Source organism: Bartonella machadoae, from assembly GCF_022559585.1.
Lineage (GTDB): Bacteria > Pseudomonadota > Alphaproteobacteria > Rhizobiales > Rhizobiaceae > Bartonella > Bartonella machadoae.
Genome location: NZ_CP087114.1, coordinates 1,910,674 through 1,934,822 on the forward strand (window position 1 = coordinate 1,910,674; position 24,149 = coordinate 1,934,822).

Annotated in this window: 14 protein-coding genes and 8 pseudogenes; 11 read left to right on the forward strand and 11 right to left on the reverse strand. The window is 38.8% G+C overall.

Going from position 1 to position 24,149, the window contains the following annotated elements:
- Positions 1–2: 2 nt before the first annotated feature.
- From LNM86_RS09050 to LNM86_RS09060, 3 genes and pseudogenes are all read left to right on the forward strand, one after another.
- Positions 3–2,372: an autotransporter outer membrane beta-barrel domain-containing protein gene (locus LNM86_RS09050; protein WP_241437422.1), complete on the forward strand. Its 2,370-nt coding sequence runs from the start codon at positions 3–5 to the stop codon at positions 2,370–2,372.
- 125 nt (positions 2,373–2,497) lie between these two features.
- A complete protein-coding gene (locus LNM86_RS09055) occupies positions 2,498–5,728 on the forward strand; it encodes an autotransporter family protein (protein ID WP_372712431.1) in 3,231 nt (1,076 codons plus the stop codon).
- A 30-nt stretch (positions 5,729–5,758) separates the two neighbouring features.
- Positions 5,759–6,095 (forward strand): annotated as a pseudogene (locus LNM86_RS09060) (autotransporter outer membrane beta-barrel domain-containing protein); the annotation flags it as partial.
- A 446-nt stretch (positions 6,096–6,541) separates the two neighbouring features.
- Here LNM86_RS09060 and LNM86_RS09065 read toward each other — a convergent pair.
- The 3 genes from LNM86_RS09065 to parA form a co-directional block, all read right to left on the reverse strand.
- Positions 6,542–6,943 carry a flagellar protein FlgN gene (locus LNM86_RS09065; RefSeq protein ID WP_241437423.1) on the reverse strand — a complete coding sequence of 134 codons (402 nt, stop codon included), beginning with the start codon at positions 6,941–6,943 and terminating at the stop codon, positions 6,542–6,544.
- 3,002 nt (positions 6,944–9,945) lie between these two features.
- Positions 9,946–10,176: a hypothetical protein gene (locus LNM86_RS09070; RefSeq protein ID WP_241437424.1), complete on the reverse strand. Its 231-nt coding sequence runs from the start codon at positions 10,174–10,176 to the stop codon at positions 9,946–9,948.
- Positions 10,173–10,802 (reverse strand): ParA family partition ATPase, encoded by a 630-nt coding sequence (gene parA / locus LNM86_RS09075; protein ID WP_241437425.1) that lies wholly within the window; start codon positions 10,800–10,802, stop codon positions 10,173–10,175. Before parA ends, LNM86_RS09070 begins: the two co-directional genes overlap by 4 nt.
- A gap of 387 nt (positions 10,803–11,189) precedes the next feature.
- Between parA and LNM86_RS09080 the strand changes: the two are divergent.
- Positions 11,190–11,382: pseudogene (locus LNM86_RS09080) on the forward strand (Arm DNA-binding domain-containing protein); the annotation flags it as partial.
- A 724-nt stretch (positions 11,383–12,106) separates the two neighbouring features.
- A complete protein-coding gene (locus LNM86_RS09085) occupies positions 12,107–12,436 on the forward strand; it encodes a protein tyrosine phosphatase family protein (RefSeq protein WP_241437426.1) in 330 nt (109 codons plus the stop codon).
- 236 nt (positions 12,437–12,672) lie between these two features.
- Here the strand turns inward: LNM86_RS09085 and LNM86_RS09090 are convergent.
- From LNM86_RS09090 to LNM86_RS09120, 7 genes and pseudogenes are all read right to left on the reverse strand, one after another.
- Positions 12,673–12,945: pseudogene (locus LNM86_RS09090) on the reverse strand (riboflavin kinase); the annotation flags it as partial.
- A gap of 17 nt (positions 12,946–12,962) precedes the next feature.
- Positions 12,963–13,235, reverse strand: a pseudogene (locus LNM86_RS09095) (riboflavin kinase); the annotation flags it as partial.
- 17 nt (positions 13,236–13,252) lie between these two features.
- Positions 13,253–13,525: pseudogene (locus LNM86_RS09100) on the reverse strand (riboflavin kinase); the annotation flags it as partial.
- Positions 13,526–13,542: 17 nt separating this feature from the next.
- Positions 13,543–13,815, reverse strand: a pseudogene (locus LNM86_RS09105) (riboflavin kinase); the annotation flags it as partial.
- 17 nt (positions 13,816–13,832) lie between these two features.
- Positions 13,833–14,105: pseudogene (locus LNM86_RS09110) on the reverse strand (riboflavin kinase); the annotation flags it as partial.
- Positions 14,106–14,122: 17 nt separating this feature from the next.
- Positions 14,123–15,124, reverse strand: coding sequence for a bifunctional riboflavin kinase/FAD synthetase (locus tag LNM86_RS09115; RefSeq protein WP_241437427.1), 1,002 nt, complete (start codon positions 15,122–15,124; stop codon positions 14,123–14,125).
- Positions 15,124–15,969, reverse strand: coding sequence for a TIGR01459 family HAD-type hydrolase (locus tag LNM86_RS09120; RefSeq protein ID WP_241437428.1), 846 nt, complete (start codon positions 15,967–15,969; stop codon positions 15,124–15,126). The genes LNM86_RS09115 and LNM86_RS09120 overlap by 1 nt, the downstream gene beginning before the upstream one ends.
- 1,282 nt (positions 15,970–17,251) lie before the next feature.
- On the opposite strand from LNM86_RS09120, the pseudogene LNM86_RS09125 reads away from it, so the two are divergent.
- Positions 17,252–17,574 (forward strand): annotated as a pseudogene (locus tag LNM86_RS09125) (integrase arm-type DNA-binding domain-containing protein); the annotation flags it as partial.
- A 941-nt stretch (positions 17,575–18,515) separates the two neighbouring features.
- On the opposite strand, the gene LNM86_RS09130 reads toward LNM86_RS09125, so the two are convergent.
- Positions 18,516–19,271 carry a hypothetical protein gene (locus LNM86_RS09130; RefSeq protein WP_241437429.1) on the reverse strand — a complete coding sequence of 252 codons (756 nt, stop codon included), beginning with the start codon at positions 19,269–19,271 and terminating at the stop codon, positions 18,516–18,518.
- A 310-nt stretch (positions 19,272–19,581) separates the two neighbouring features.
- Between LNM86_RS09130 and LNM86_RS09135 the strand changes: the two genes are divergently transcribed.
- Genes LNM86_RS09135 through LNM86_RS09155 form a run of 5 tightly spaced genes read left to right on the forward strand, consistent with a single transcriptional unit; the run spans position 19,582 to position 24,053 of the window.
- Complete coding sequence (locus LNM86_RS09135; RefSeq protein WP_241437430.1) at positions 19,582–19,899, forward strand: TrbC/VirB2 family protein; 318 nt, start codon at positions 19,582–19,584, stop codon at positions 19,897–19,899.
- A complete protein-coding gene (locus tag LNM86_RS09140) occupies positions 19,900–20,211 on the forward strand; it encodes a VirB3 family type IV secretion system protein (RefSeq protein ID WP_241437431.1) in 312 nt (103 codons plus the stop codon). It abuts the gene before it with no gap.
- Between the two features lie 5 nt (positions 20,212–20,216).
- A complete protein-coding gene (locus LNM86_RS09145) occupies positions 20,217–22,571 on the forward strand; it encodes a VirB4 family type IV secretion/conjugal transfer ATPase (protein WP_241437432.1) in 2,355 nt (784 codons plus the stop codon).
- Positions 22,568–23,089 carry a DUF4407 domain-containing protein gene (locus tag LNM86_RS09150; protein WP_241437433.1) on the forward strand — a complete coding sequence of 174 codons (522 nt, stop codon included), beginning with the start codon at positions 22,568–22,570 and terminating at the stop codon, positions 23,087–23,089. The genes LNM86_RS09145 and LNM86_RS09150 overlap by 4 nt, the downstream gene beginning before the upstream one ends.
- Positions 23,076–24,053, forward strand: a complete 978-nt coding sequence (locus tag LNM86_RS09155) for a TrbL/VirB6 family protein (RefSeq protein ID WP_241437434.1) — start codon at positions 23,076–23,078, stop codon at positions 24,051–24,053. Before LNM86_RS09150 ends, LNM86_RS09155 begins: the two co-directional genes overlap by 14 nt.
- Positions 24,054–24,149: the final 96 nt, after the last annotated feature.

Below are 24,149 nucleotides of genomic sequence, written 5' to 3' on the forward strand. Positions count from 1 at the left end.
TTATGCATAAGAAACCTTTATTTTTATGTACAACCGCTTGTGCTTTATTTTTTTGTTATTTTAACCTCACACATACCAGCACCGCCTCTCATTTAAATGCTCAAACGCACTATACACTCGCGGGATACAATCATCCGCAAAGGCAATATCCGCAAGGGGGGTTTAACAACAACCCAAGAGCGGTAACAAACAACCATCAAACGACACATTCTTTTGCTACAGTTGGAGAAAATCCCCATTTTAAGAAAGCAATTCAAAATGAATTCAATCGGAGGAGAGATCAAATTAACAGCTATTACACTGCTGCTGGTCGTGGTGGGTCTGGTGCACATGCCAATGCGTTGGAAGAACTTGACAATGCATATGCAAACGCCTTGGCAAGACAATCCAATCGTGAGGTTTTGTATAGCATTCCAAGAGCAACAAATGAACAGCTTGAGAAGATAGCGTCTGGTGGTATGATGGGAGAGAATTCGTATTTCAGCCAGCAACTTCGCGAAGGAATGGATGATGTAGAAAAGAGAGTTAATAGCCATTTTGTGGGAAGCGGTATGTATGGTTCTAGTGCACATACAAATGCGTTACAAAAGAGTCTCAGTGATGCACGTGCCCGTGCTATGGCTAACCAATATAATCAAGATGTAAAACACATGCTTCTTGCCAATGCAATACTTGCCGAACGCAATAAAAACCAATTAAAAGCAGCAGAGGACGCCTTACGACAACAAAGCAATGCAGCTATGAATGTTTTACAAAGTGCCGTAAATCGCGATACCTATAAGCAACAACGTATTGATGCGGAGCGCAAACAATGGGAAAGGCAAGACAATCGCGACTGGAATGAGCTGCAAAAGAAAGCCGACATACTCCATAAAGCAATAGTAGCAGATAACGCTTTACAAGGACACAACAAGGCGCTTTCCGATACCTTACGAGCAGAAGTAAAAAAGGCTTTGAACACCGGTACGACAACAAAAATGGAGAGAGAAGTAGAATCTCAACTATCCTCTTCTTCACCTAAAGAGCATCAACCACCTCTCATGACCTCCACCACAGAAAAAGGACGTGCTGTCAATCAATTCCATCCTACTCATACCCCACAACATAAGGATAAGGAAAATTCATCCCCGATCACAGATCATCAAAATACCAGACAACCTCAAACGCATAAAAATGCCCAATCAAGTGTTGGTATTGATCCAAGTGAAAACACCCCTTCTTCTTCATCAAAAACCACTCTTAAAACTTCACCAGAAGCTTCTATGGCTTTGCCCTCAAAGGTTGAATCTGCGAACAAAACCACCGCGAATACTGAAAAATCATCTAAGCTTATGGACGATAAAGCAACCGCAGCTTTATCGCATAGCTCTCATGTTTCTGAAGAAAAAACGCGCACACCACAAATAACAAGCTCTTTGGTGATGTCTGATGCGATGTTCGCCGCTGGATTTGCCGATGTAAACGCGCAAAACACATTGTTAGACAACATACGAATAACAATGTTTGAAGCAAAAGATCTTAAAGAAAAGGGAATTTTTCTATTGACTTATGGCAACAAACTGAAACTCTTTGCCAACCCTCAGTCATCACAAGATGACGCTCATGCGGACATTCGCTATGCGGCCTTACAAGCAGGCGTGACATTAGCCGCAAGAGAAAATCAAAATACCACCACAAGTTTTGGTCTTATGGGGGCATACGGGAAACTGGCTTTCCTCACAACAGACCGAGCAGATGCTGAGAAAACGAGTGTTGATAAGTGGTCCCTTACCGCATATGGAAACATCCAACATGACAGTGGCCTCTATGCAAATATATTCCTCTCTTATGGAATTTTCAAAGGCAATATCACCACTGCCTTTATCGGAAAGACGAAAAAAGCAAATGACACAAAAACAGTGAATGTCTCTGCTACCGTTGGTCAAAAATTACCAACCAATTTTCAAGGAATAACCCTTGAACCACAAGCACAGCTTGTTTATCAACATCTCCTGCTTGGCACACATTCCGAACCTTCTCCTTGGCACTCTTTTGACACGCTTTCACAAACCGATAGCTTGAAAATGAACCAAAGCAATCCTTCTCAATGGTTGTTGCGTATTGGTGGCCGTTTAACACAAAATAAAGGTCATGCCGTGTCCTTTTACGGTAAATTATACGTTATTGAAACTTTTGAACATAACAAGACCATAGAAAGGAGTGAAAGTTCTCAACCGACTGCTATGGGAACTGCAATTGAAGGTGGGATGGGTATGAACGCGTATTTATCGCAAAATATCGCGCTTCATGGCGCTATCAGTTATCAACATCCCCTCAAAAAGGCGGGCGTATCTGGAATAAATATCTCTGCTGGAATGCGTTATTGTTTTTAAAAATACTTTAATTCACATCTTGAAAGAGAGCGCGTGCCCTATATTTTTCTTTTTGCAATTTAAAAAGAAACATAATGGGTTAAAAAATTAAGAGAGGGGGCAGCCGATATTGAGGAATATATTCAATGATAAAAAAAAGCTTCTTACTCTGCACACTTTCTAGCGTTCTCTTTTACTCTTCCAGCCTCTCCTATGCCCTCTCTGTAATACCTTCATCATCGACCGAAAAGCTTTCCTCTCCACAACCTCCTTCTAACAGCTTAAAAACGCCCCCTGAACAGGGTATATCGGCAATCAGACCATCTCCCACGACAGTACCTCCTACTGGAACACTTGAATCTCCAGAAACGACAACTTCAAGAAAGAGATCAACAGATTCAACAAGCAATGCAATACCAGCAACTCCTTCTACAGAAACTGAAAAAGCTTCTTCTCAAAGCCATAAAGAAGGAACTCTATCTACAAGTTTGACAACTGTTGCTACGACCTCTGCTTCTGGATCAGAGCCTCAACTTGCTCGAAGCGGTACAGAAAAACCAAATAGTGAAACTGACTCCATGGTAAGCAGAGAACAACACCTACCGAAACCTAACCTCTCAGAAGAAGCGACAGAACCGACAACAAAAGAAGGCGCAAAATCGAGAAGACGTCCAATTCTCTCTTCTTCCACACCCCCTGTCTCTGGGGAAAATTCAACACCCCCTTCAACACCTCCACAATCAATGCCAGAAAATTCAGCATCAGCACCAACAGTTTCTGAAAAACCAGAGCTTCTACAGCGAGAAACTGTACAACCAACACCTGAGAAACCAACATCTATACAAGAAAAACCTGTAAAATCTGATTCCACACCCCCTGTCTCTGGAGAAGATTTAGTACTCCCTTCGAGACCTCCACAATCAATACCGGAAAATTCAGCACCAACACCAACAGTTTCTGAAAAACCAGTGCTTCTACAGCGAGAAACTGTACAACCAACACCCGAGAAACCAGCATCTGTACAAGAAAAACCTGCAAAATCTGAACTTGAAAAACCGCTACCAAAACAACCAGAAAAGCAGCCTGAAAAACCAAAACAAATTGAGATTTTTCAACATGGAGTCCGCGTTCAAGATGGTCAAACTGTAACGCTGCACAATCCTCAAATTTACGATGAGAATTTTGCTATCATTGTAGAAGGGGAAAATTCGCTCCTAAAGATGATAGGAGGAACAGCGACGGCAAATTTTGTTGCACTTGATACATCAAAAGGTGGAACAATTGATGCTACAGATATTGTCGCAACAGCACAAACAGTTGGTCTAATCAGTCAAAATGGGACAATAAAGCTGAAGGGATCGATCGTAAATGTTACGGGCCGTTATAAAGCTGATGGTATCGTTCTCAAAGATGATCTATTCTACATACCCAGAAATGTAAATAATGCTGAAGAAAAAGCCAATGCCCGCAAAGAAGAGCAAGGTGTTGCTAACAGAATATTCTTGGAGAATACAAAGGTTAGTGTTGAACATGGTACAGGTATCAGTGCTTATAGCGCATCTATCAAAAATGAAGTTACCCTCAAAAACTCACAAATCCATGCTGATATTTTGTTAAAAAATGAAAGTGGTCCTGCCTCTCCTCTTATGTTAACTGCCAATCACTCCCTTTTGCAAGGACGCGTAAGAACGTTAGAAACGAGCAAAACAGTCTTTGATCTAAAAGACAACACCACATGGCTTTTAAAGGCAAATAAAAATATTATAAACAGTGATAATGACGTAGACTCACCCGTCTATGAGCAGTTTGGTGTTAATCGAAATTCATATTCCAACCTTTCTATGCTAAACCTCACAGACAGCACGATTATGTTTGAAAAACCAGAAGAGGGACATTACCAGACTCTCTTTATAGGCTATAATGCACAACAAGAGGATAAAAATCCCGATATACCAGCAGTGTATAGTGCAACAGGTTCCACAGCAATTCATGTAAACACAAAATGGAGCGGTAGTTCTCCGGTAACGGAACAAGAAACCGATCGGATTATGATTAATGGTGATGTATCAGGCACGACCATGATTCATATTAATCTTTTGGAAAAGGATAAAAAAAGAGCCGATAGCCGTTCTGTTTGGGGAGAACACATGACTTCGCTCCCTACAGAAACGCATGGGATTTCAATCATTCAAGTTTCCGGAAAAGCAAATGAAAATTCCTTCAAGTTAGCCGGAGATTATATGACGATGGGTGGTTTGCCTTATAAATACACACTCACAGCCTATAAACCGGGAACATCTCATGCAAGCCAAAATCTCTTTGGAAAAAATGATCAAAATTTCTGGGATTTCCGATTGCAGAATGCCTATCTTGATAAGGATAAAAAGATTAGAGCGCTTTTGCCACAGGTTGCAAATTATTTGGTCATGCCCAATGCTCTATTTTCTGCTGGATTGACTGATGTCAACAACCAAAACACATTTTTAAACGATATGCGTTTAACTGTGTTTGAGGCAGGAAATAATAACGAAAACAATAAAAATGGTGCTCTTTTCTTGTCTTCTTATGGTGAGAAAGTCACCTTATCTTCCAACCGTGATCCACTACACTATGGCTACGATGCGGATGTGAACTATACTGCTTTGCAATTAGGTGTCGTCTTGGCAGCACTAGAAAGCGAAAACATCCAGACGCATGTTGGTCTTTTAGGGACATATGGAAAGCTTGCTTTTACACCAAAGGGGATGGAAGATTCTGAAAAGACAACCCTTGATAAGTGGTCACTTACAGCTTATAGCGGCATCCAGCACAGCAGTGGTCTATACGTAAACGCACTTCTTTCCTATGGAGCTGTAAAAGGAAATATTACCACAGCTCTTGTTGGCAATGCCGCAAAATTAGATGGAACTGAAACATTAAATGTCTCTGCGACCATTGGTCAACAATTAGCAACGGGTTCTAAGGGGTTGGTGTTTGAACCACAAGCACAATTGATTTATCAAAATCTCTTTTTCAAGAGACTCTCAGATGCCAATGGTTTAGAAGTGGATATGAACAATCCACGTCAATGGTTGGTACGTATTGGTGGACGTTTGACACAGGCTATCACCACAGAAGAAGAAACTGAAGAAACCAATGCCTTCTCTTTCTATGGCAAATTGAATATTCTTAAAGCTTTTGGTGAGAATGAAACGATAAAGATTGTGGATGCCTTCTATCTTGATCCTACCGGTTCCTCCATTGAAGGAGGCATTGGGGTTAATGCCTTTCTCTCTGAGAATATTGTTCTCCATGGTGATATCAGCTATCGGCAGAAACTTCAAAAAGCCGGTGTTTCTGGAACCAGTTTTTCTGGTGGAGTGCGTTATTATTTTTAAAAGAAAAACCAGTATTAATTTTAGTACAAAGAAGTTGATATGAACAATCCACGTCAATGGTTGGTACGTATTGGTGGACGTTTGACACAGGCTATCACCACAGAAGGAGAAACTGAAGAAACCAATGCCTTCTCTTTCTATGGTAAATTGAATATTCTTAAAGCTTTTGGTGAGAATGAAACGATAAAGGTTGTGGACGCATTCTATCTTGATCCCTACCGGTTCCTCCATTGAAGGAGGTATTGGGGTTAATGCCTTTCTCTCTGAGAATATTGTTCTCCATGGTGATATCAGCTATCGGCGAAAACTTCAAAAAGCCGGTGTTTCTGGAACCAGTTTTTCTGGTGGAGTGCGTTACCATTTTTAAAAGAAAAATCAGTATTAATTTTAGTAAAAAAAGCAAAAAGCAGCACTTGTGCTGCTTTTTATTATTAAATTTCTTTTTCTCAAAACACTGTCATAACAATACTAAAACGATAACAATGCTAAAAAGCATCCACTAACAGAGAAAGATTTTTTCATTCAACAAAAGAGGAATATACACTTTAGATACCGGATTTTTGAAGTTTTTGCCGCCCTTCTCTCTCAAATCACTTTTTTATTGTCAGGAATAATTTATTGTAAAGGATAAATTTTCTGCACGATGAAAATGAAAAATATAAAAATCACAATTGCAAGAAATTATACAGCAAATATGAGAATACTGAAAAGTCACCCCCACAGCTCTGACAAAACCAACACGCTCTGTCATTTTTTATCCCTGAGAATATCTAAGCTTTATCAAATCCAACATTGACCCAAATGGATATCTGATCAATCTGTTTCTTTTATGCCACCAGCACCCTGCATAGTTTGCGAAAGATTGTTTACTGCGGTCAAATGGCTTTGCAGCAATTCGCTATTACGATTTAATTTTTGTTGTAAATCGGATAATAAATTTTCGACCTCACTGACAATCTCTTCATTCATGTAGCGTTTTATATCACTCATAGATTTATTTAGATCACGCAGTCCACGTATTTTGCATAAATTTATTTCTTCATAATCTGGAATACCACTGCTTTCCAGCATATTGCTTTCATAATCGACCACTTGTGCCAACCCATTAACAGCAGCTACAAATTTTGTCATTGCCCATTCACGATCAATAAGATCATTATTCAAGACCTTTGCTTTTGATGCAAAACTATCATCACCGTATTGCATTACAGACATTTTTATTTCCCCTTCCACAATATTGTTCAATCTTGTTCTCAAATAAGGGCGATCAAACAGCTTCTCTTCAATGTTGATACACTCAATTGCGTTCATTGTGCGAATATTGCCCCGACAAAAAGCACGATAATCCTTAAAAGCGTATATCTCTTCAATTCTCAATGTATGAAACACATTCTCTCTCAATGCATGATATGCATGATATGAAAATACTTTTTCTTTGCTCCAAAACCACCATTAGCGCGATACCCATTTGCCAAAACGCGGCAAATTTTCAAACCAACGCGCGATGGATATCAGAAATCTTTAAATATATTCTGCCTCTCTTCAATAAAAAACGACATTGCGTTAAAAAACAACATTGTGCTGATGCCAACAATTTTTTAGCATATAATATAAAGAGTTAAGCTCCTTAAAGATTTCAACTTTTGCCCTCCTCATTTTTCAATTTCACTCTACACCTGACATCTGTACGCTTTTTAGCACTCACAGAACCAGTGCGCGTTTCTTTCAGAAAGATTACCCTTTTTTACTTGGCTTCTTCTGCTTATACGAGCAGCATTCTCAACAGCACACAAAAGACACTTTCTGAACATAGTCACGTGATAATATCAAAAAGATAATTTAAAATAATCAATGATTACCCTTTTCAATTATCATTCGCTTTTCTTTGCAGTAAGCGACTATATAGGATTTTCTTAACCCTTTCAAGAGCTTCTAAAAAAACACCGTTCTATCGTCTTTTAACACCATAAATTCTTAAAACATCTCCATATTGATGTTTTCCGTATTTGATTAACAATTCATCTTTTTGTAGATTATTGCACTCAATAACATCAAGCACGTTTATGAATATCGCTTCGAATCTTTAAACGATACGAACAAAAAAGTTATAGAAAGAATAGCTTCCTCTGCCAAACAAATCTTCTACTATCAATTTTTTTGCTTCCAATTCAGAATGACATTCTATAGCCGTTCTTCTATTTCACTGATCATATTGCTATTGCTTCACAAAAAACAACTTGCGCCCATTGCATTATAGCGTAGAAACAATCAGAAAATCTGTATAAAAGAATTTTTAGCACACGAACTTAGCATATAAAAAACGAAGGAACACAACAAAGCTTCACTTTTTCATGCCCCATAACGCTAGAATACTGCAAATATTCATAAGAAACAAATTTAAGCTGATAAGCTATTTTGTATCACCATACATACAAACTGTAGCATTATACACTTCACAAAACTGATATCACAAAGAACAAAAGAGGTTCTTATGGTCGATAGCATAAAAACTGCTCTGTTTTAATTGGACATTGAGTGTCATCATTAATACTTTATTAATATTTTTACCCCCTTGGCTTTTTTAAGAGGAATACATGAAAGAGCTCTCTTAACTTTTGTGTAAATTGTGCAAATAAATGCTGCAAATTCTTACAAAATGAAAAAAGAATTTTAAAATAGCAGATAAATTCTCCATCAATTCCAGCTGTCACTTTCAACTTGCGTATGTTAACCTTTGCCTTGCCCACGCATTTTTAACAAAATCAAGCTCGATGGGAACGTTCTACCATAAAAGCTACTGCATGCACCGTCATCTTTACGTTTGTAAATGAGCACGCCGGCATCTATCATTGTATTTACCAGCCCTCAATCTTGCAATAGCCCTTGGTATTGCGACGATTCATAATAGGCATTTTTACCCCTTAGAATTTTTTATCTACACATCAACCCCACTTGCAACATGCAGATACATAATTTTCCTTAATTCAATATAAGAAGCCTTAAGATGAGAAAATTTTACAATTTTTAGGGTTATGACACAAATCATAAAAACGATTATTTGTCTTCAAAATCAATATATTATCAATATTAAATGATATTTATTCCTTTCAGAATAGTTTTACATCTTCCACTCCCTCTTGAGAATAAAAAACAACCCACCTGCAATTTATTGATTTCTTATGAAAAGATCTATGCCGTACACAGGTGTTTATCTTTTAAATATAAATCTGTTCCCTTCTATAAAAGGAATTCTTTCATCTAAAAGCTAGCATTTTGTTCATTAAAATTGATCTTATACGCCCAAACGCACAAAATCATGAAAGTTTTGACAAAAAAACAACACCTCTTTCCATTACCCATAGCAATGAAACAAACAAGGACTCTGCTTTTTCTCTGCCTAAAAAAATGAAGAACCCTTCCCATTCCATCTGATGAAAAACGAATTTTTGAGAAAGAAAGATGACACCTGTTAATCATTTAATAAATCTCTAAACGCAACAAGCAAATTCTTCTCTAAATATCACATTCAACTTTATTGTTCTCCATTTGGTTGATACAAAGAAAATAAGAAGCAAATAGAAAGAGCATCGCCTCATAGGCGCCCTCTCTCACCATTCTAAAGGACAAAATTCTCCGATATGATAGAGAGAAATACGCCCTCTTAAAATTCACCTGCACATTAAACAGCACAAAATGATACAACTTGATTTTACATGCACAATTTGATTTTGCAATTGTCAGCATAATCTAAAATGCATTGATCAATAGACTTTCTCAGCTGTTTCATGACACGCATCGTCACACACAGTTGTAAAGATTTTAAATGTGATACATTTTTACATGTTATCCATTCTATCAACACTGAAAGTGCGCTTATAACAGCTGGTGATATTCTTCCTCGTCTTTTTGTTGTTTAATAATCATGCGCTTTAAGGAAAAAATCTTCATGGCAAGCAAAGTGTATAAGAATCTAGGCCATACAAAAGTGCTCCCTTTCACAAAGCGCTTAACATTGGCGCTCTCACGATAAGGAGGTCGATATTATATCCACTATCCCCATAAAAAGTATGAGACAATACGCAATTTACACAATCCAGCCTTCAATACAAAAAACAGAGCCGTGTAAATACAATCACCAGATACTCGACCTGTATTTATACCTTCTTTGCTTTTTAGAAAGCCACAGTCAATCAATGGCAACTTATTGTTCCCTCTTTTTATAATTTCCCGTATTTTTGTGAAAGCAATTCGCGCACCTCATCTGCTATTTTTGTTCCACGACTTGCACAACTCATCTTAATCAAGCGATGTAAACTTTCTGGAACATCAATAGTAAGACGCTTCATAGCACCGTCCCTTTTATCTTTATGGCTTTCTACCCATGCATCAGCTGTTAAAGGAATTGATTTATGGGTTGGCTTCGTGCCAATCTTAATTTTTTTATTCATTGCGCTAACTCCTTGATTTCCGCGGCAACCGCTTCAATCTCTGCTGCTGCGGGTCCTTGCCTATCAACTTCATAAACAGCTTTCCCCTGTGCTGTCGCTTCTGCAAAAATCACGCGCTGTGCAACGCTCGCAGAAAGAACATGCTCTGAATACACTCCAAGGGCTTCCCCCACATCCCGCCCGATTGCTGTATTGACTATTTTACGATTAATAACAAAAGCAGATTTCAAGTTTCCTTTATAGACGCGTGCTTCGCCAATAAGTTTCACAATTCCATCAGCTGCCCAAATATCATATGGACTGGGTTGAACAGGAATGAGGACCAAATCTGAAGCCATAAGAGCACTACGCGCAAGATCCGTCACCCGTGGAGGACCATCAATAAAAATATGATCATAATCACAACCAATTTGTGTAATCTCTTTGTGAACTGTTGCACGTGGCAACCCCACAACTGGAAATAAAGGAGCCTCTTCACGAGCCGCCGCCCAATCCAATGCACTTCCTTGCGGATCAACATCAATAAGCAACACACGTGCTCCAGTCCGTGCAAAGCTAGCAGCAAGATTTACGCTTAATGTGGTTTTCCCTACCCCTCCTTTTTGATTTAAAAGTCCAATGATCATTCATGACGCCTTTCTGTATTATCGTTTTTACGATTATACAGAAAAGAACAAAAGAGGCAAGCATCTAAAGTATGCAAAACAATCTCTTCCCTCTTTTATGGATAAAAACGACACGCCTGTACCCTCCCACATTGAAGACCATCACCTTCCCCTCTACTGATACAATCGACAAAAGGAAAAACAGAACACTCCAGAAACGCATCGAACAATTAACATCACATTGATTTATAACGATAATTTATCGTTTTTCCTGTTAAATGAGAGATCCGAATATCCTAAGATTCTCTCATTTCAAACTTGCTTATATTGAATCAATCAAAACTATCCCCTTGCACACCACAAGTAGGATTAATGTATGGATAAAAAACTCTAAAGAAAGGCGTAAATATGAATCGTCTCAATACCAAGAGCTATTATAACATTGGGAACCGGTAAAGAGGATAATGGCGCCAGCTTGTACCTTCATAAGCGCAAAGATGATGGTGCTCTGTGGATTTTACGCGATACCATTTAAGGGCAGCGTCGTGAAATGGGCTTGGGTGCTTTAAGAGATGTCTCTTTAAAGCAAGCGCGTGAATTGAAGTCTACATTTTGACATTTCTCAAGCACTAAAAGGAACAAAGGAGACAAGCACCCAAAGTATACAAAACTATCCTTTCCCTCTTGTATAGATAAAAGCGACACGCCTATACCCTCCCGCATTGAAGACCATCACTTCCCCCTAACCATTGCTACAATCGACAAAAGGAAAAGCAGAGCTCTCCAGAAACGCATCAAAAATTGAGGTCTACATTTTTATATTTCTCAAGCAATGCTTTGAATGAAAGACTTCATCATTCTACCACAACCCAAAAAGTTGAAAAAATCCTGTAGAATCAAGCTTTCCTCTTTTTCTTCATAAAGATACAAAGCCAATGATCATAGAAAAAGGGTAATCAACAATTCTTTTAAGTTATCTTTTTGCTAGTGTTGCGTGACGATGTTGAGAAAGTATTTTTTGTGTACTATGTCATCAACAACATTAGTTTTCTCCTCAGAAGGCATTTTCTTCAAAGATGATAAAGGTGATGAGGCAAGATATCCAACGCTCACATGATAATAAGCGAAGAAAGTTAAGCATTAAACAATCAATACATTTATATCTCTGTAAAATCCCCTATCATTTTTCCAAGCAATTTTATTCTTCTCGACAGATGACGCATTTCTGTTAAAGTCTTCTCTCAAAAAGTTTCATGCTGCTCGTGCTTTTGGGTAATCGAATATGAAAATATCTTAAAGAGAAAGCGTATCGGAGAACAACAAAGATGAACTTACAACAAATTGGCCCTGATATTTTTATCAGCGGGCAGATCAGTGTTGAAAATATCAAAACACTCGCACAAGCTGGCTTTAAAACAATTATTTGTAACCGCCCCGATCAAGAAGATGCTGACCAACCTGATTTTTCCATCATAAAAGCAGCAGCACAAGAATATGGCATAACAGCCTATCATATTCCTATCGTGCCCCCTAGCATAAAAAAAACAGATGTTGAAACCATGAAAACAATCTTAGAAACAGCATCAACACCTCTTCTCGCCTATTGCTACAAGGGAACACGCTCCATACATCTTTATCGTTTAGCCAGCCTTTAATCATCTATCTTAACGGATCATAAAGAAACAAGCAGTAAACTTTTACATGATCATAAAAGCCTAAGAGTTTCATAAATTTACGAGAAAGCGCATGTTGAAATCAGATCTCCAAACCGTTGCTTCTTCCTCTCAGCAGCGAAAGGCGCATATACTCCATGATGTTTTAGAATATATCTTTGTGCTCATAGTCAGTTTAAGTGCTCTTTTTGCTGCTCTGCTCTCCTTTTTTGACCAACTTAGACCCTATTTTTAAAAGTAAGTAGCTGATCCAACTGCAACACGGGTTGTACTGTCGCTAAAATTGCTTTTGCTGCTTTTTCATCGCGTCGCATTTGTGCAATTAAAGGCTCAAGCCCATCGAATTTTTCTTGTCCTCGTAAAAACTGGAAAAAAGAAACGGTGCAACTTTCTCCATAAAGATCATCATTGAAATCAAACAAATAAGTTTCCAGAAGTGGTGCACCATTTTTAACAACTGTTGGGCGACAACCAAAACTTGCAACCCCATCTCCTTTTTTTGACCAACTTAGACTTTATTTTTAAAAGTAAGTAGCTGATCCAACTGCGACACGGGTTGTACTGTTGCCAAAATTGCTTTTGCTACTTTTTCATCGCGTCGCATTTGTGCAATTAAAGGTTCAAGCCCATCGAATTTTTCTTGTCCTCGTAAAAACTGGAAAAAAGAAACGGTGCAACTTTCTCCATAAAGATCATCATTGAAATCGAACAAATAAGTTTCCAGAAGTGGCGCACCATTTTTAACAACTGTCGGGCGACAACCAAAACTTGCAATCCCATCTCCTTTTTTTGACCAACTTAGACTTTATTTTTAAAAGTAAGTAGCTGATCCAACTGCGACACTAGTTGTACTGTTGCCAAGATTGCTTTTGCTGCTTTTTCATCGCGTCGCATTTGTGCAATTAAAGGTTCAAGCCCATCGAATTTTTCTTGTCCTCGTAAAAACTGGAAAAAAGAAACGGTGCAACTTTCTCCATAAAGATCATCATTGAAATCGAACAAATAAGTTTCCAGAAGTGGCGCACCATTTTTAACAACTGTCGGGCGACAACCAAAACTTGCAATCCCATCTCCTTTTTTTGACCAACTTAGACTTTATTTTTAAAAGTAAGTAGCTGATCCAACTGCGACACTAGTTGTACTGTTGCCAAGATTGCTTTTGCTGCTTTTTCATCGCGTCGCATTTGTGCAATTAAAGGTTCAAGCCCATCGAATTTTTCTTGTCCTCGTAAAAACTGGAAAAAAGAAACGGTGCAACTTTCTCCATAAAGATCATCATTGAAATCGAACAAATAAGTTTCCAGAAGTGGCGCACCATTTTTAACAACTGTCGGGCGACAACCAAAACTTGCAATCCCATCTCCTTTTTTTGACCAACTTAGACTTTATTTTTAAAAGTAAGTAGCTGATCCAACTGCGACACTAGTTGTACTGTTGCCAAGATTGCTTTTGCTGCTTTTTCATCGCGTCGCATTTGTGCAATTAAAGGTTCAAGCCCATCGAATTTTTCTTGTCCTCGTAAAAACTGGAAAAAAGAAACGGTGCAACTTTCTCCATAAAGATCATCATTGAAATCGAACAAATAAGTTTCCAGAAGTGGCGCACCATTTTTAACAACTGTCGGGCGACAACCAAAACTTGCAATCCCATCTCCTTTTTTTGACCAACTTAGACTTTATTTTTAAAAGTAAGTAGCTGATCCAACTGCGACACGGGTTGTACTGTCGCCAAGATTGCTTTTGCTGCTTTTTCATCGCGTTGCATTTGTGCAATTAAAGGCTCAAGCCCATCGAATTTTTCTTGCCCTCGTAAAAACTGGAAGAAAGAAACGGTGCAACTTTCTCCATAAAGATCATCATTGAAATCAAACAAATAAGTTTCCAGAAGTGGCGCACCATTTTTAACAACTGTCGGGCGACAACCAAAACTTGCAACCCCATCATGTAAAACACCATTGGCACGACGCAAACGTACCGCATAAACACCATGCGCCAAATTGGCTTGAAAAGGCAACATCTGATTAGCGGTTGGAAATCCCAACAGGCGTCCTAGTTTTTCACCCTGAATAACATTTGCACGCACGCGATAATGATAGCCTAACAAATGAGCTGCTTTTTCGACCATTCCCTGTGAAAGCAGCTTACGAATAGAACTTGAAGAAACAATCACCTGTTGTTGCTCTTGTGTGTGAGAAACACAAGGAACGAGCACAACCTCAAAACCGCATTGTTTTCCCCTTTGACAAAGAAGCTGTGCATTTCCACTTTTCTGATGACCAAAGTGAAAATTTTCACCTGTTACGACAACGGAAACATCAAAAACTTGTTTTAAAATCATATGGATAAATTGGTCGGCTGCAAGAGCAGCAAAATCTGCATCAAAGGGCTGTTCAATCACCCCATTAAATCCCATGATTTTAAAGATTTCAGCTTTTTCAGCGGCTTGTGTCAAGCGATCAACAGGAGCAGAAGGGCAAAAAAAACTTCTTGGATGTGGCTCAAAGGTTAGAACAACCGCGGGTTTATTTTTCATCCGCGCGAAATCAAGCGCGGCTTGCAGCACTGCCTGATGTCCACAATGAACACCATCAAAGTTTCCAAGTGCCAACACGGCTCCTCGCCAAGGCAAAGGAAGCCTATCAATCCCCTGAAGACGCAAAAAATCAGACATTATTGCAGGGCCCACATGATGGCTTGTGGCTTATAACCATGACGTTCAAGAAAAGAGTACAAAGCTTGTTTATCCACGACACCATTTTGCATATAGTCATAACGATGAATTCCCCCCATAATATAAAGGGCATCAAGACCAAAATGGACAGCCCCTTTAATATCGGTCAAAAGACCATCACCAATAGCTAACACCTGTTTTTTTTCTGCTGTTCCACGAATTTTTTGCAATTTTTCAAAGGCACATTCATAAATAGGTGCATAAGGCTTACCAGCAATACGAACCTCTCCCCCTAATTGTTGGTAAAGACGCGCCAACGCACCAGCACACCAAAATTCCTGATGCCCGTAATGAACGATTACATCAGGGTTAGCACAAATGAAAGGCAAATTACGCGCTCGCAGACGGTGAAACATCTCCTCATAAGCAGAGGGCTCTTCATCAAGATCTTCAAGAAAACCACTACAAACCACGACAGAAGCTTCCCATTCCTCAACCAGTTCACACTCTAACCCTTCAAACAACATCAAATCCCGCTGCTGACCAATAAAAAAAACTTTACGCGGTGCGGCACGAATAAGATCGCGCGTCACATCCCCTGATGTGATAATAGCATCATAATAATCACTATGCACATTCATGTTTTGTAATTGCGCAATGACATTGTCCCGTGGTCGAGGTGAATTGGTCAATAAAATGACACTTTTTCCCATCTGTCGAATTTCGTGCAAAACTTTCAATGCCGGTTCAAATGCATGCACACCATTATGCACAACACCCCAAACATCGCAAAAAACAGCATCGTAATGCGCTATAACAGTCTCAATATGGGTAAGTTCATTCATCTTGCACCTGTTTAATATATTCACTCTTTATCAAACTGTCTTTTACTTAAAAATGACTTATCAAAAAACTATTCTTCTATCTCTTGCTTTCTCAAAATTCTCTTTTTTCTCTACAGTTTCTCAAACATGAAGACAGAAAATCATTTTTTTGTCCGTATAACTTTTTATCATCAAAGATGATCTGAGTTATACATGAGGAAAACAAGAATTATAAAAGAATATTCTTTTATAATTTATTGATTTCTATATTTTTTGGATATTAAATTCTTGGGTGGTTTCATATATGAAACACAAAGAGAAGGCAATTTCTTTTGTATTTTCTTAACTGTTTAAAAAGCATTCTTACGCTAGAAAGAATTCTACCCCTCAGCAATAGAATAGAGCACCAAAGAGCGTAGCGTATCGTTCAAAAATGGAGCATGCATATTAACAAATGCGCTCTTCCTGTAACATTCATTGATAAAAGTCTTGAGAGGAAACAATAGGCTTATGCCCCTCAATCTTCCATTCCTTCAATGATCTCAGGAGTCTTAGTACCATATCCCCCACCCTATCTATAAAGACAAAGGATGCGCAGATGAATGAAAACACAATTCTAAAATTTCAAAAGTATCAAGAGTATAATGTATTTTGAAGAGCAAACAATAACTCTGCAATTGCCTCTAACAAAGGAGAAGTTGCATGTTTTCTTGCTATTCTGTAACGAAAAAAGTCCTTTCTACGCATAAAGCGATACCCACTAATTGAGGAAAAGGAAAAGAGAAAGGAGATCCTTTGCTAAATCATCGCGACAGTGAAGAAAAGTTTCAAGGCAAATACAGCAAACTTTTCCCGCACGACACCCGAAAAAAGAAGACGTATTGAAGGACACACTCTTCATTTTTCTCCTTAGGAATTCGTCAATCAATCCAAACTATATTAAAAATTATAAAAAAATAAATTTTTCATCCGCTTTACGGATATTGTAGTTCAAGAAATCTTTTTAGAATCTAGAGTTTAGAACAGACGCGCAACAAACAGCCGTTGCACAATCGCATCATATATGAAGGCTATTCTAGGTTTTGGCACTCCATCTCTCAGGAGATCTTATAACAGACTTGTCATACGTTTAGGCAAGATATTGATTTATAACGATAATTCATCGTTTTCGAGATTGAATGAGAGATCCCAATATCCTAAAATTTTCTCACTTCAATCCTGCTTATGGTAAAGCAATCAAAACCATCCCCTTGCACGTCATAAGTGGGATTATCGTGTGGATAAAAAGAAGAAAGGAGTAAACATGCCTGTTATGAATCATTTCAAAGCAAGAGCTGTCGCAACATGAGGGCTAGCAACAAAGCATGATGGTGTCGGCTTGCACCTTCATAAGCGCAAAGATAATGGTTCCCAATGGATTTTACACGATACCATCCACGAGCAGAGTCGTGAAATGGACTTGGGTGCTTTAAGAAATATCTCTTAAAAAAAGCCCGTGAATTGGCAACTGGGTGGCGTTCTGTTTTGCATGAGGGGCGTGCCCCTAAAGAGCGTGACAAACAAAAGCGTGAGACAATACGCAATCTCCATTATTTAAAAGATATCGCTTTAGATACTGTTAGCAGCACCTGATATTAAACTGATACTTTTTGAGTGATCTTCCGCAAAAATACGCCATTACTCCAGAGCTTATACAAAATACAGTGAACCAAAAAACTGTTTAATTCTGTTAGCGTTTTCCTTCTTTTCTCGATTTTCTTACAATTTTTAAAGATCAAGGGATGTAAAGGTTCTTTTTTCCTCTCCGCTTTTTTCAAACCGCAAATTGGCTAACCCTCAATCTCCCTCGTATTTTTTGCCTTGCTTTATATTTTTTCCCTGCAAATCGTCAATTTTTATCCTCTGTCGGTGAAAGAAAAGGAGGAGAAAAGATAATGCTGCTCTTTTGTCATAACCATCATTTCTTCTCCAAACCCCATGCATCAAGGCTCATTCTGTTCACAAAACCACAAAGAATTTCTTTTATAAAGAATTTCTTTTATAATGCGCTTTACTGATAAAGAGCATTTTTATCGATTGTTTTGTTACAAACCAAACAAGAACAAAAAGACCCTATCACGGCTTCATTCCATTCTGTTAAAGTAAATCGCTGTGTTTCATAAAATTCTACACCCCATCATTGAAGAGGATGCACAATTCTTCATCCCTCATCTATGAACTCGATTATTTAAAAAACACCGTTCATCACTTCTATACTTCTATAGCATCTGAATAAAATAAGAGTTTTTTTGATAGAATTGTCGAAACATTATATTGTATAAATGTTGTGTAAACATCGCATTGCGTCAATAATAGCTGTTTATGTAAACAATAACTCTAGCAACAACTCTCAATGCGAAGTCGTTTTGAGAATACCCATATCTTAAAATGGGGAGCAAATCCCTCTCTCTTTGTGAGAAACAGACCCATAGATTCTCATACTTTTTTCACTTTACTCTTTGGTTTGTTTCAGTTTGCTTTATAAAGTTCACAATCGCAATATCAGGGAAATATGGCTATCACTCTCCTTACAAACCCGCAAAGGGGTTGTAAGATCCATTATCCCGTCTCCACTGTAAAGGTTCGGTGAATTCACTCGACCAAAGACCAATTTTGTTGTTGCGTGCTGTTTCTTGCGCAGTCCGATACTGTGTTGGAAAAGGATTTTTGCTCTCTTTTGAAAGCACGAACATGCCTTCTGTAAGACCCGCTTCAGCTAAATCCACCCCATTAACAAAACATTGTGCATAGGAAATCCCATTGTCGATAAGGGCCTGTTGACAAGATAAATTCTGACCAAGTGTTTTGGTAACAAGCCAAGCTGTTGTAACCGCACCACAAGGCCATTCTTGACCGTTCAGTTTTGCCCTTTGACGTGGTGCACAAGTATCGACACCATAAAGATGAATATTGCGAACAATATTTTTACGCCAAGATTGTGCAACAGGAGTCACCAGTTTAAATGTAACACCACTGGTCACCAATGCCTTACCCTGGAAAGCAGTGCTATTCTTCAGTAAAACATTGTTCTGCAAAGGAAGAGTCGGTCCGGTTTTTGTTAATTGCTGTTTGGTGATCGTCTCCATGGACTTATTCTCTTGCAAAGGCAAACCAACAACGCCCTCTTGCACACCGACAATATCTTGCATTATAAATGTTTTGAAAACATCAATATCGACTTTATCTTTATATTGGTACATCCCCCATAATAGAGAACCCATGATATAAACAATAACGATGAATCTAAAGTGCACGCGTTTAATACATTTGCTCAAAAAATTCATTATTTCTTTGTCCTTTCACATTTTTACCAACACCCTTCTTAAATCTTGAAAAAGAATTTTTAAGGAGGTCTTTTGCAAATTAACTCTGCGAAGAGATACAACTTAAAATTGCCATTTTTATGTAGAACAATCTTAAGATGAGAAAACTTTTATCTCTCGGCAAAAGCAGGGTGAAAAGAAACAGAACCACTCTGAGAGCTTTTATAAATGAGAAACAGAGGAGCACCCTATAAGCTGTAAAGCAATAAGGCTCTTCAGGAGAGATGAAAGAACATCCGAAGCTAAATAATTCTTTTTAAAGAGAGGACAAATGACAGACAGTAGATCCAAAAACATTATGTTTATCGTCATTATGCTGCTTTTAATCTCCATCATTGTCGGGGATCCTTCTTATGCCGCTAATGCTGATACGGGTGGACTAGGGAAACTTGATGGTGTTTTACAAAATATTGTTTCGATGATGACGGGAACAACGGCAAGGCTTATTGCAATTATATGTGTTGTTGCAGTGGGGATTGGCTGGATGTATGGCTTTATTGATTTACGCAAAGCCGCTTACTGTATTATCGGCATTGGTATTGTTTTTGGTGCATCTGCTCTCGTTGATAAATTAACAGGCGGGACATAAATGAACGAAGATACCCTTTTCCTTGCTTGTACAAGACCGGTCATGTTTGCCGGTGTGACAATGGAAGCAATGGCTCTCAATATCATGGCGACAACGATTCTTTTTGTTTTGACCAGTGATTTTACAATGTTTGGTTTAGGGGTTGGTATGCACTTTGTTTTGCGTGAAATAACAAAACATGATCACAATCAATTTCGCGTGTTGTTTGCTTGGCTTAATACACGAGGAAAACAAAAAAATGTTGAGAGATGGGGAGGAGGGTCAACTTCCCCATTACGTCTTATCCGCAATTATAAGGAATTAACTCAGTGAAACCCATGTCTATCATGAAACGAGAAACTTTTCCTGAAGACTATATTCCCTATATACGTCATGTCAACCAGCATGTCATTGCCTTAAATTCACGCTGCTTAATGACGGTCATAACTCTTGAAGGGGTCAATTTTGATACTGCAGATATTGATCAATTAAATTCCTTACATAACCAATTAAACACTCTTTTAAAAAATATTGCCGATGAACGTGTTGCTTTATATTCTCACATCATTCGTCGTCGCGAAACGATCTATCCAGAGGGATGTTTTTCTTCATCTTTTGCCGCAACATTGGATGCAAAATACAAAAAGAAGATGGTTTCGCAAGAACTTTATAGAAATGATCTGTTTGTTTCACTGCTTTGGAATCCGGCATCAGATAAGACAGAACAACTGGCTTCATTTTTTCAACGCTTAACAAAAGCGAAGAAAACGCAATGTGAACCGGATGAGGAAGCCATTCGTAGAATTGAAGAATTAAGCCGCGATTTTATAGAAGGTTTGGAGGCCTATAACGCACGCCTCTTATCCCTCTATGAACATGATGGTCTGTTATTTTCTGAACAAAGTGAATTTCTACACCAATTGGTAGGAGGAAGACGTGAACGTATTCCTCTCACCTTTGGGACTATTGCCTCAACGATTTATTCAGATCGTGTTATTTTTGGTAAAGAAATTATCGAAATTCGTCATGAAAGCAATGAACGCTTTGTTGGTATTTTTGGCTGGAAAGAATATCCCTCTAAAACACGCCCTGGCATGACGAGTGAATTGCTAACCGCCCCGTTTGAATTTATCCTCACACAATCCTTTGTCTTTAAGAGTAAAGCGGCTGCTGGGACCATTATGAGCCGCAAACAAAATCAAATGATTAATGCAGCGGATCGTGCGAGCTCACAAGTTGATGCCCTTGATGAAGCGCTTGATGATTTAGAGTCCAATCGTTTTGTCTTAGGCGAACACCATCTCTCTCTCGCTGTTTTTGCTAATCATCCTAAAATATTGGCTGAAAATCTCTCAAAAGCACGCTCTGCTTTAACCAATGGTGGAGCTGTTATTGCTAGGGAAGATTTAGGATTGGAAGCGGCATGGTGGGCGCAATTGCCTGGAAACTTTAGCTATCGTGCGCGTTCTGGAGCCATTACCAGCAGGAATTTTGCCGCCCTATCACCGTTCCATTCCTTTCCCCTTGGACAACTTGAGGGCAATGTTTGGGGGGCTGCGGTAGCATTATTAAAAACACAAGCGAGTTCTCCATATTATTTTAATTTTCATTATGGCGACCTTGGCAATACCTTTGTTTGCGGTCCCTCTGGATCTGGTAAAACGGTTATTGTGAATTTTCTTCTTGCCCAATTACAAAAGCACAACCCAACAATGGTTTTTTTTGACAAAGATCAAGGCGCAGAGATTTTTGTACGTGCGGGAGGTGGAAAATACAAACCTTTAAAAAATGGGCAACCTACGGGCATTTCCCCTTTAAAAGGCCTAGAATATAATGAAAAGAACAAAGTCTTTCTTCGCAATTGGGTGTTAAAACTTGTCTGTCCTGAAGAGCAAACGGTAACAGAACAAGAGCGACAAGATATCGCCAAAGCGATAGATTCCTTAGAAACTTTGCCCCGTTCCCAACGCTCTCTTGGTGCTCTTCAACTGTTTTTTGATAACACATCAAAAGAAGGCATTGCCATACGGCTACAACCTTGGATTAGAGGCAATGCCCTAGGGTGGGTTTTTGATAATGATCAAGATGATCTTCATTTAGATGCCCAATTTATTGGTTACGATATGACCGATTTCTTAGACAATGAAGAAATTCGGCGTCCCTTGATGATGTATCTGTTTCACCGCATTCTCGATCTTATTGATGGGCGTCGCATTATTATTGTCATTGATGAATTCTGGAAAGCCCTTGAAGACGATTCCTTTAAAGCTTTTGCGCAAGACCGTCTCAAAACAATCCGTAAACAAAACGGTATGATGCTCTTTGCAACGCAAAGCCCTAGAGATGCTTTGAACTCAACGATAGCACACACAATTATTGAACAATGTCCCACGCAAATATTTTTTCCCAATCAAAAAGCCAATTACAACGATTATGTTGAAAATTTCAAACTAACGGAACGTGAATTTGAACTGATCCAATCAGAATTAAGTAGAGAATCCCGTCGTTTTCTCATCAAGCAGGGACAAAATTCTGTCGTTGCCGAACTCAATCTACGGGGATTAAACGACGAGATAGCTGTCTTGAGTGGCACAACCAAAAATATTGAACTGATGCACCAAATTATCAACGAATATGGAAGCGATCCCAATACATGGCTGCCCATATTTCACCAAAGGAGAGAAAATCAATGAAAAAATACAGCTTAATTACCCTCTTATCTTTGTCTTTTATCTCTCATGCAATAGCAGACAATACGGAAAATACTGAAGAGTATTATAAACAGGCACTCGAAACCACAGAAACATTAAATGCTGTAAAATCAGGAACAGCTGAAACGATTCATGAGCATGCCACTACAGCGGCAAAAAAGATTAAAGAAATCAATGAGAAACTTGCACAATTACAAGCAAAAGCAAAAGTACAAACACAAACACAAGAAAAAGAACAAACACAAACACAAGAACAGTCTAACCTGCAAGAATTACAGGCTCTTCAAATAGAACTTTCCGCTCTTCAAGCAGAACTTCAAGCGGATGCTTTAAAACTTCAGTCCTTGGATATGATTCAAGCAAAAAATACCAAAACCAATGAGGAAGTTCGTGAAGAGAACGTACATAAAGAAAACGAAGATCTTTTAGAAAAATTAAAAGAAAAACTTGCAAAGTCTAATGTCTCATCAAATCTTGGGAGTCTCGATGAAAGATTTTAGTTCTTCACCATTTGAAAGCATTTCTAGCTATATTTTAAAGCCCCTCAATGATGTGATGGATACGACCGTGAGCAATTTGTCAGGTACTATTTCAGCACCGCTGAATCTTGCTTCGATCATTTTCATTTTTCTCTATGGCTATAATGTCATGACGGGTCGTGTTGCCTTTTCCATGCATAGTCTTCTCAACAATGTGGTTAAAATTGTTGTTGTAACGACCATGGCAACCAATGCAGATACCTTTAATACTTATGTTAAAAATGTCTTTTTCGAGGACTTAGTAAACGCTATTGGCAATGCACTAAATGGCAACACCTCCGGTTCCAATGTATTTGATTACATTTTGTTACAGGCTTCTACACGTTATCAAGAAGTATTATATAACGCGTGGTTTCTTGAAAGAATCTTGGTGGGACTTCTTGGCTTTTTAATGATTTGCGCTGTTATTGTCTTTTGTATAGCGGGCTTTATTGTACAAATGTTTGCGCAAGTTGCACTGGTGATGATTATAGGTCTTGGACCGCTGTTCATTAGTTTATACTTATTCAATGCGACGAGAAAATTTACCGATGCATGGATTACAACATTGGTCAACTTTACTATTTTACAGGTTTTGGTGATCATGCTTGGAACGATTATGTGCAAAATTATTCTGCACGTTCTCAGTGGCACATATGATTCAATTTATGTTCTCTTTCCCCCTGTCGTCGTCATCTCGATTATAGGAGCCATTCTTTTCCGTGCCCTTCCTAGTGTTGCCTCTGCCCTCTCTGCTGGCGGACCATACTTTAACGCTGGAATCTCTTCAGGAGGACAAATTTTTACAATGATCGCCAATGGAGCAAGAGCAACTAAAAATACAGCTTCGCAAATCACCAACGCAGCAAAAATGGCGGGTGGTGGTGCGGGTGGTGGTGGTGCCCAAGCCGCAAAAATGGGAGCACGAAGCCGTGGTCGATTTTAATGTTCAACACCTTAAAAAAAAGCAGCAAAGTTTTCGTTTTTGCCCTGCGCGCGTGGGGGAGCGCGCGCACTCCACCCCCATTGCGTAAAAGCTTTC

Bases quoted from the DNA above. Each gene is read 5' to 3' on its own strand.
- LNM86_RS09050 (WP_241437422.1), top strand. From the start codon at position 3: ATGCATAAGAAACCTTTATTTTTATGTACAACCGCTTGTGCTTTATTT.
- LNM86_RS09055 (WP_372712431.1), top strand. From the start codon at position 2,498: ATGATAAAAAAAAGCTTCTTACTCTGCACACTTTCTAGCGTTCTCTTT.
- LNM86_RS09065 (WP_241437423.1), bottom strand. From the start codon at position 6,943: ATGTCTGTAATGCAATACGGTGATGATAGTTTTGCATCAAAAGCAAAG.
- LNM86_RS09070 (WP_241437424.1), bottom strand. From the start codon at position 10,176: ATGAATAAAAAAATTAAGATTGGCACGAAGCCAACCCATAAATCAATT.
- parA (WP_241437425.1), bottom strand. From the start codon at position 10,802: ATGATCATTGGACTTTTAAATCAAAAAGGAGGGGTAGGGAAAACCACA.
- LNM86_RS09085 (WP_241437426.1), top strand. From the start codon at position 12,107: ATGAACTTACAACAAATTGGCCCTGATATTTTTATCAGCGGGCAGATC.
- LNM86_RS09115 (WP_241437427.1), bottom strand. From the start codon at position 15,124: ATGTCTGATTTTTTGCGTCTTCAGGGGATTGATAGGCTTCCTTTGCCT.
- LNM86_RS09120 (WP_241437428.1), bottom strand. From the start codon at position 15,969: ATGAATGAACTTACCCATATTGAGACTGTTATAGCGCATTACGATGCT.
- LNM86_RS09130 (WP_241437429.1), bottom strand. From the start codon at position 19,271: ATGAATTTTTTGAGCAAATGTATTAAACGCGTGCACTTTAGATTCATC.
- LNM86_RS09135 (WP_241437430.1), top strand. From the start codon at position 19,582: ATGACAGACAGTAGATCCAAAAACATTATGTTTATCGTCATTATGCTG.
- LNM86_RS09140 (WP_241437431.1), top strand. From the start codon at position 19,900: ATGAACGAAGATACCCTTTTCCTTGCTTGTACAAGACCGGTCATGTTT.
- LNM86_RS09145 (WP_241437432.1), top strand. From the start codon at position 20,217: ATGTCTATCATGAAACGAGAAACTTTTCCTGAAGACTATATTCCCTAT.
- LNM86_RS09150 (WP_241437433.1), top strand. From the start codon at position 22,568: ATGAAAAAATACAGCTTAATTACCCTCTTATCTTTGTCTTTTATCTCT.
- LNM86_RS09155 (WP_241437434.1), top strand. From the start codon at position 23,076: ATGAAAGATTTTAGTTCTTCACCATTTGAAAGCATTTCTAGCTATATT.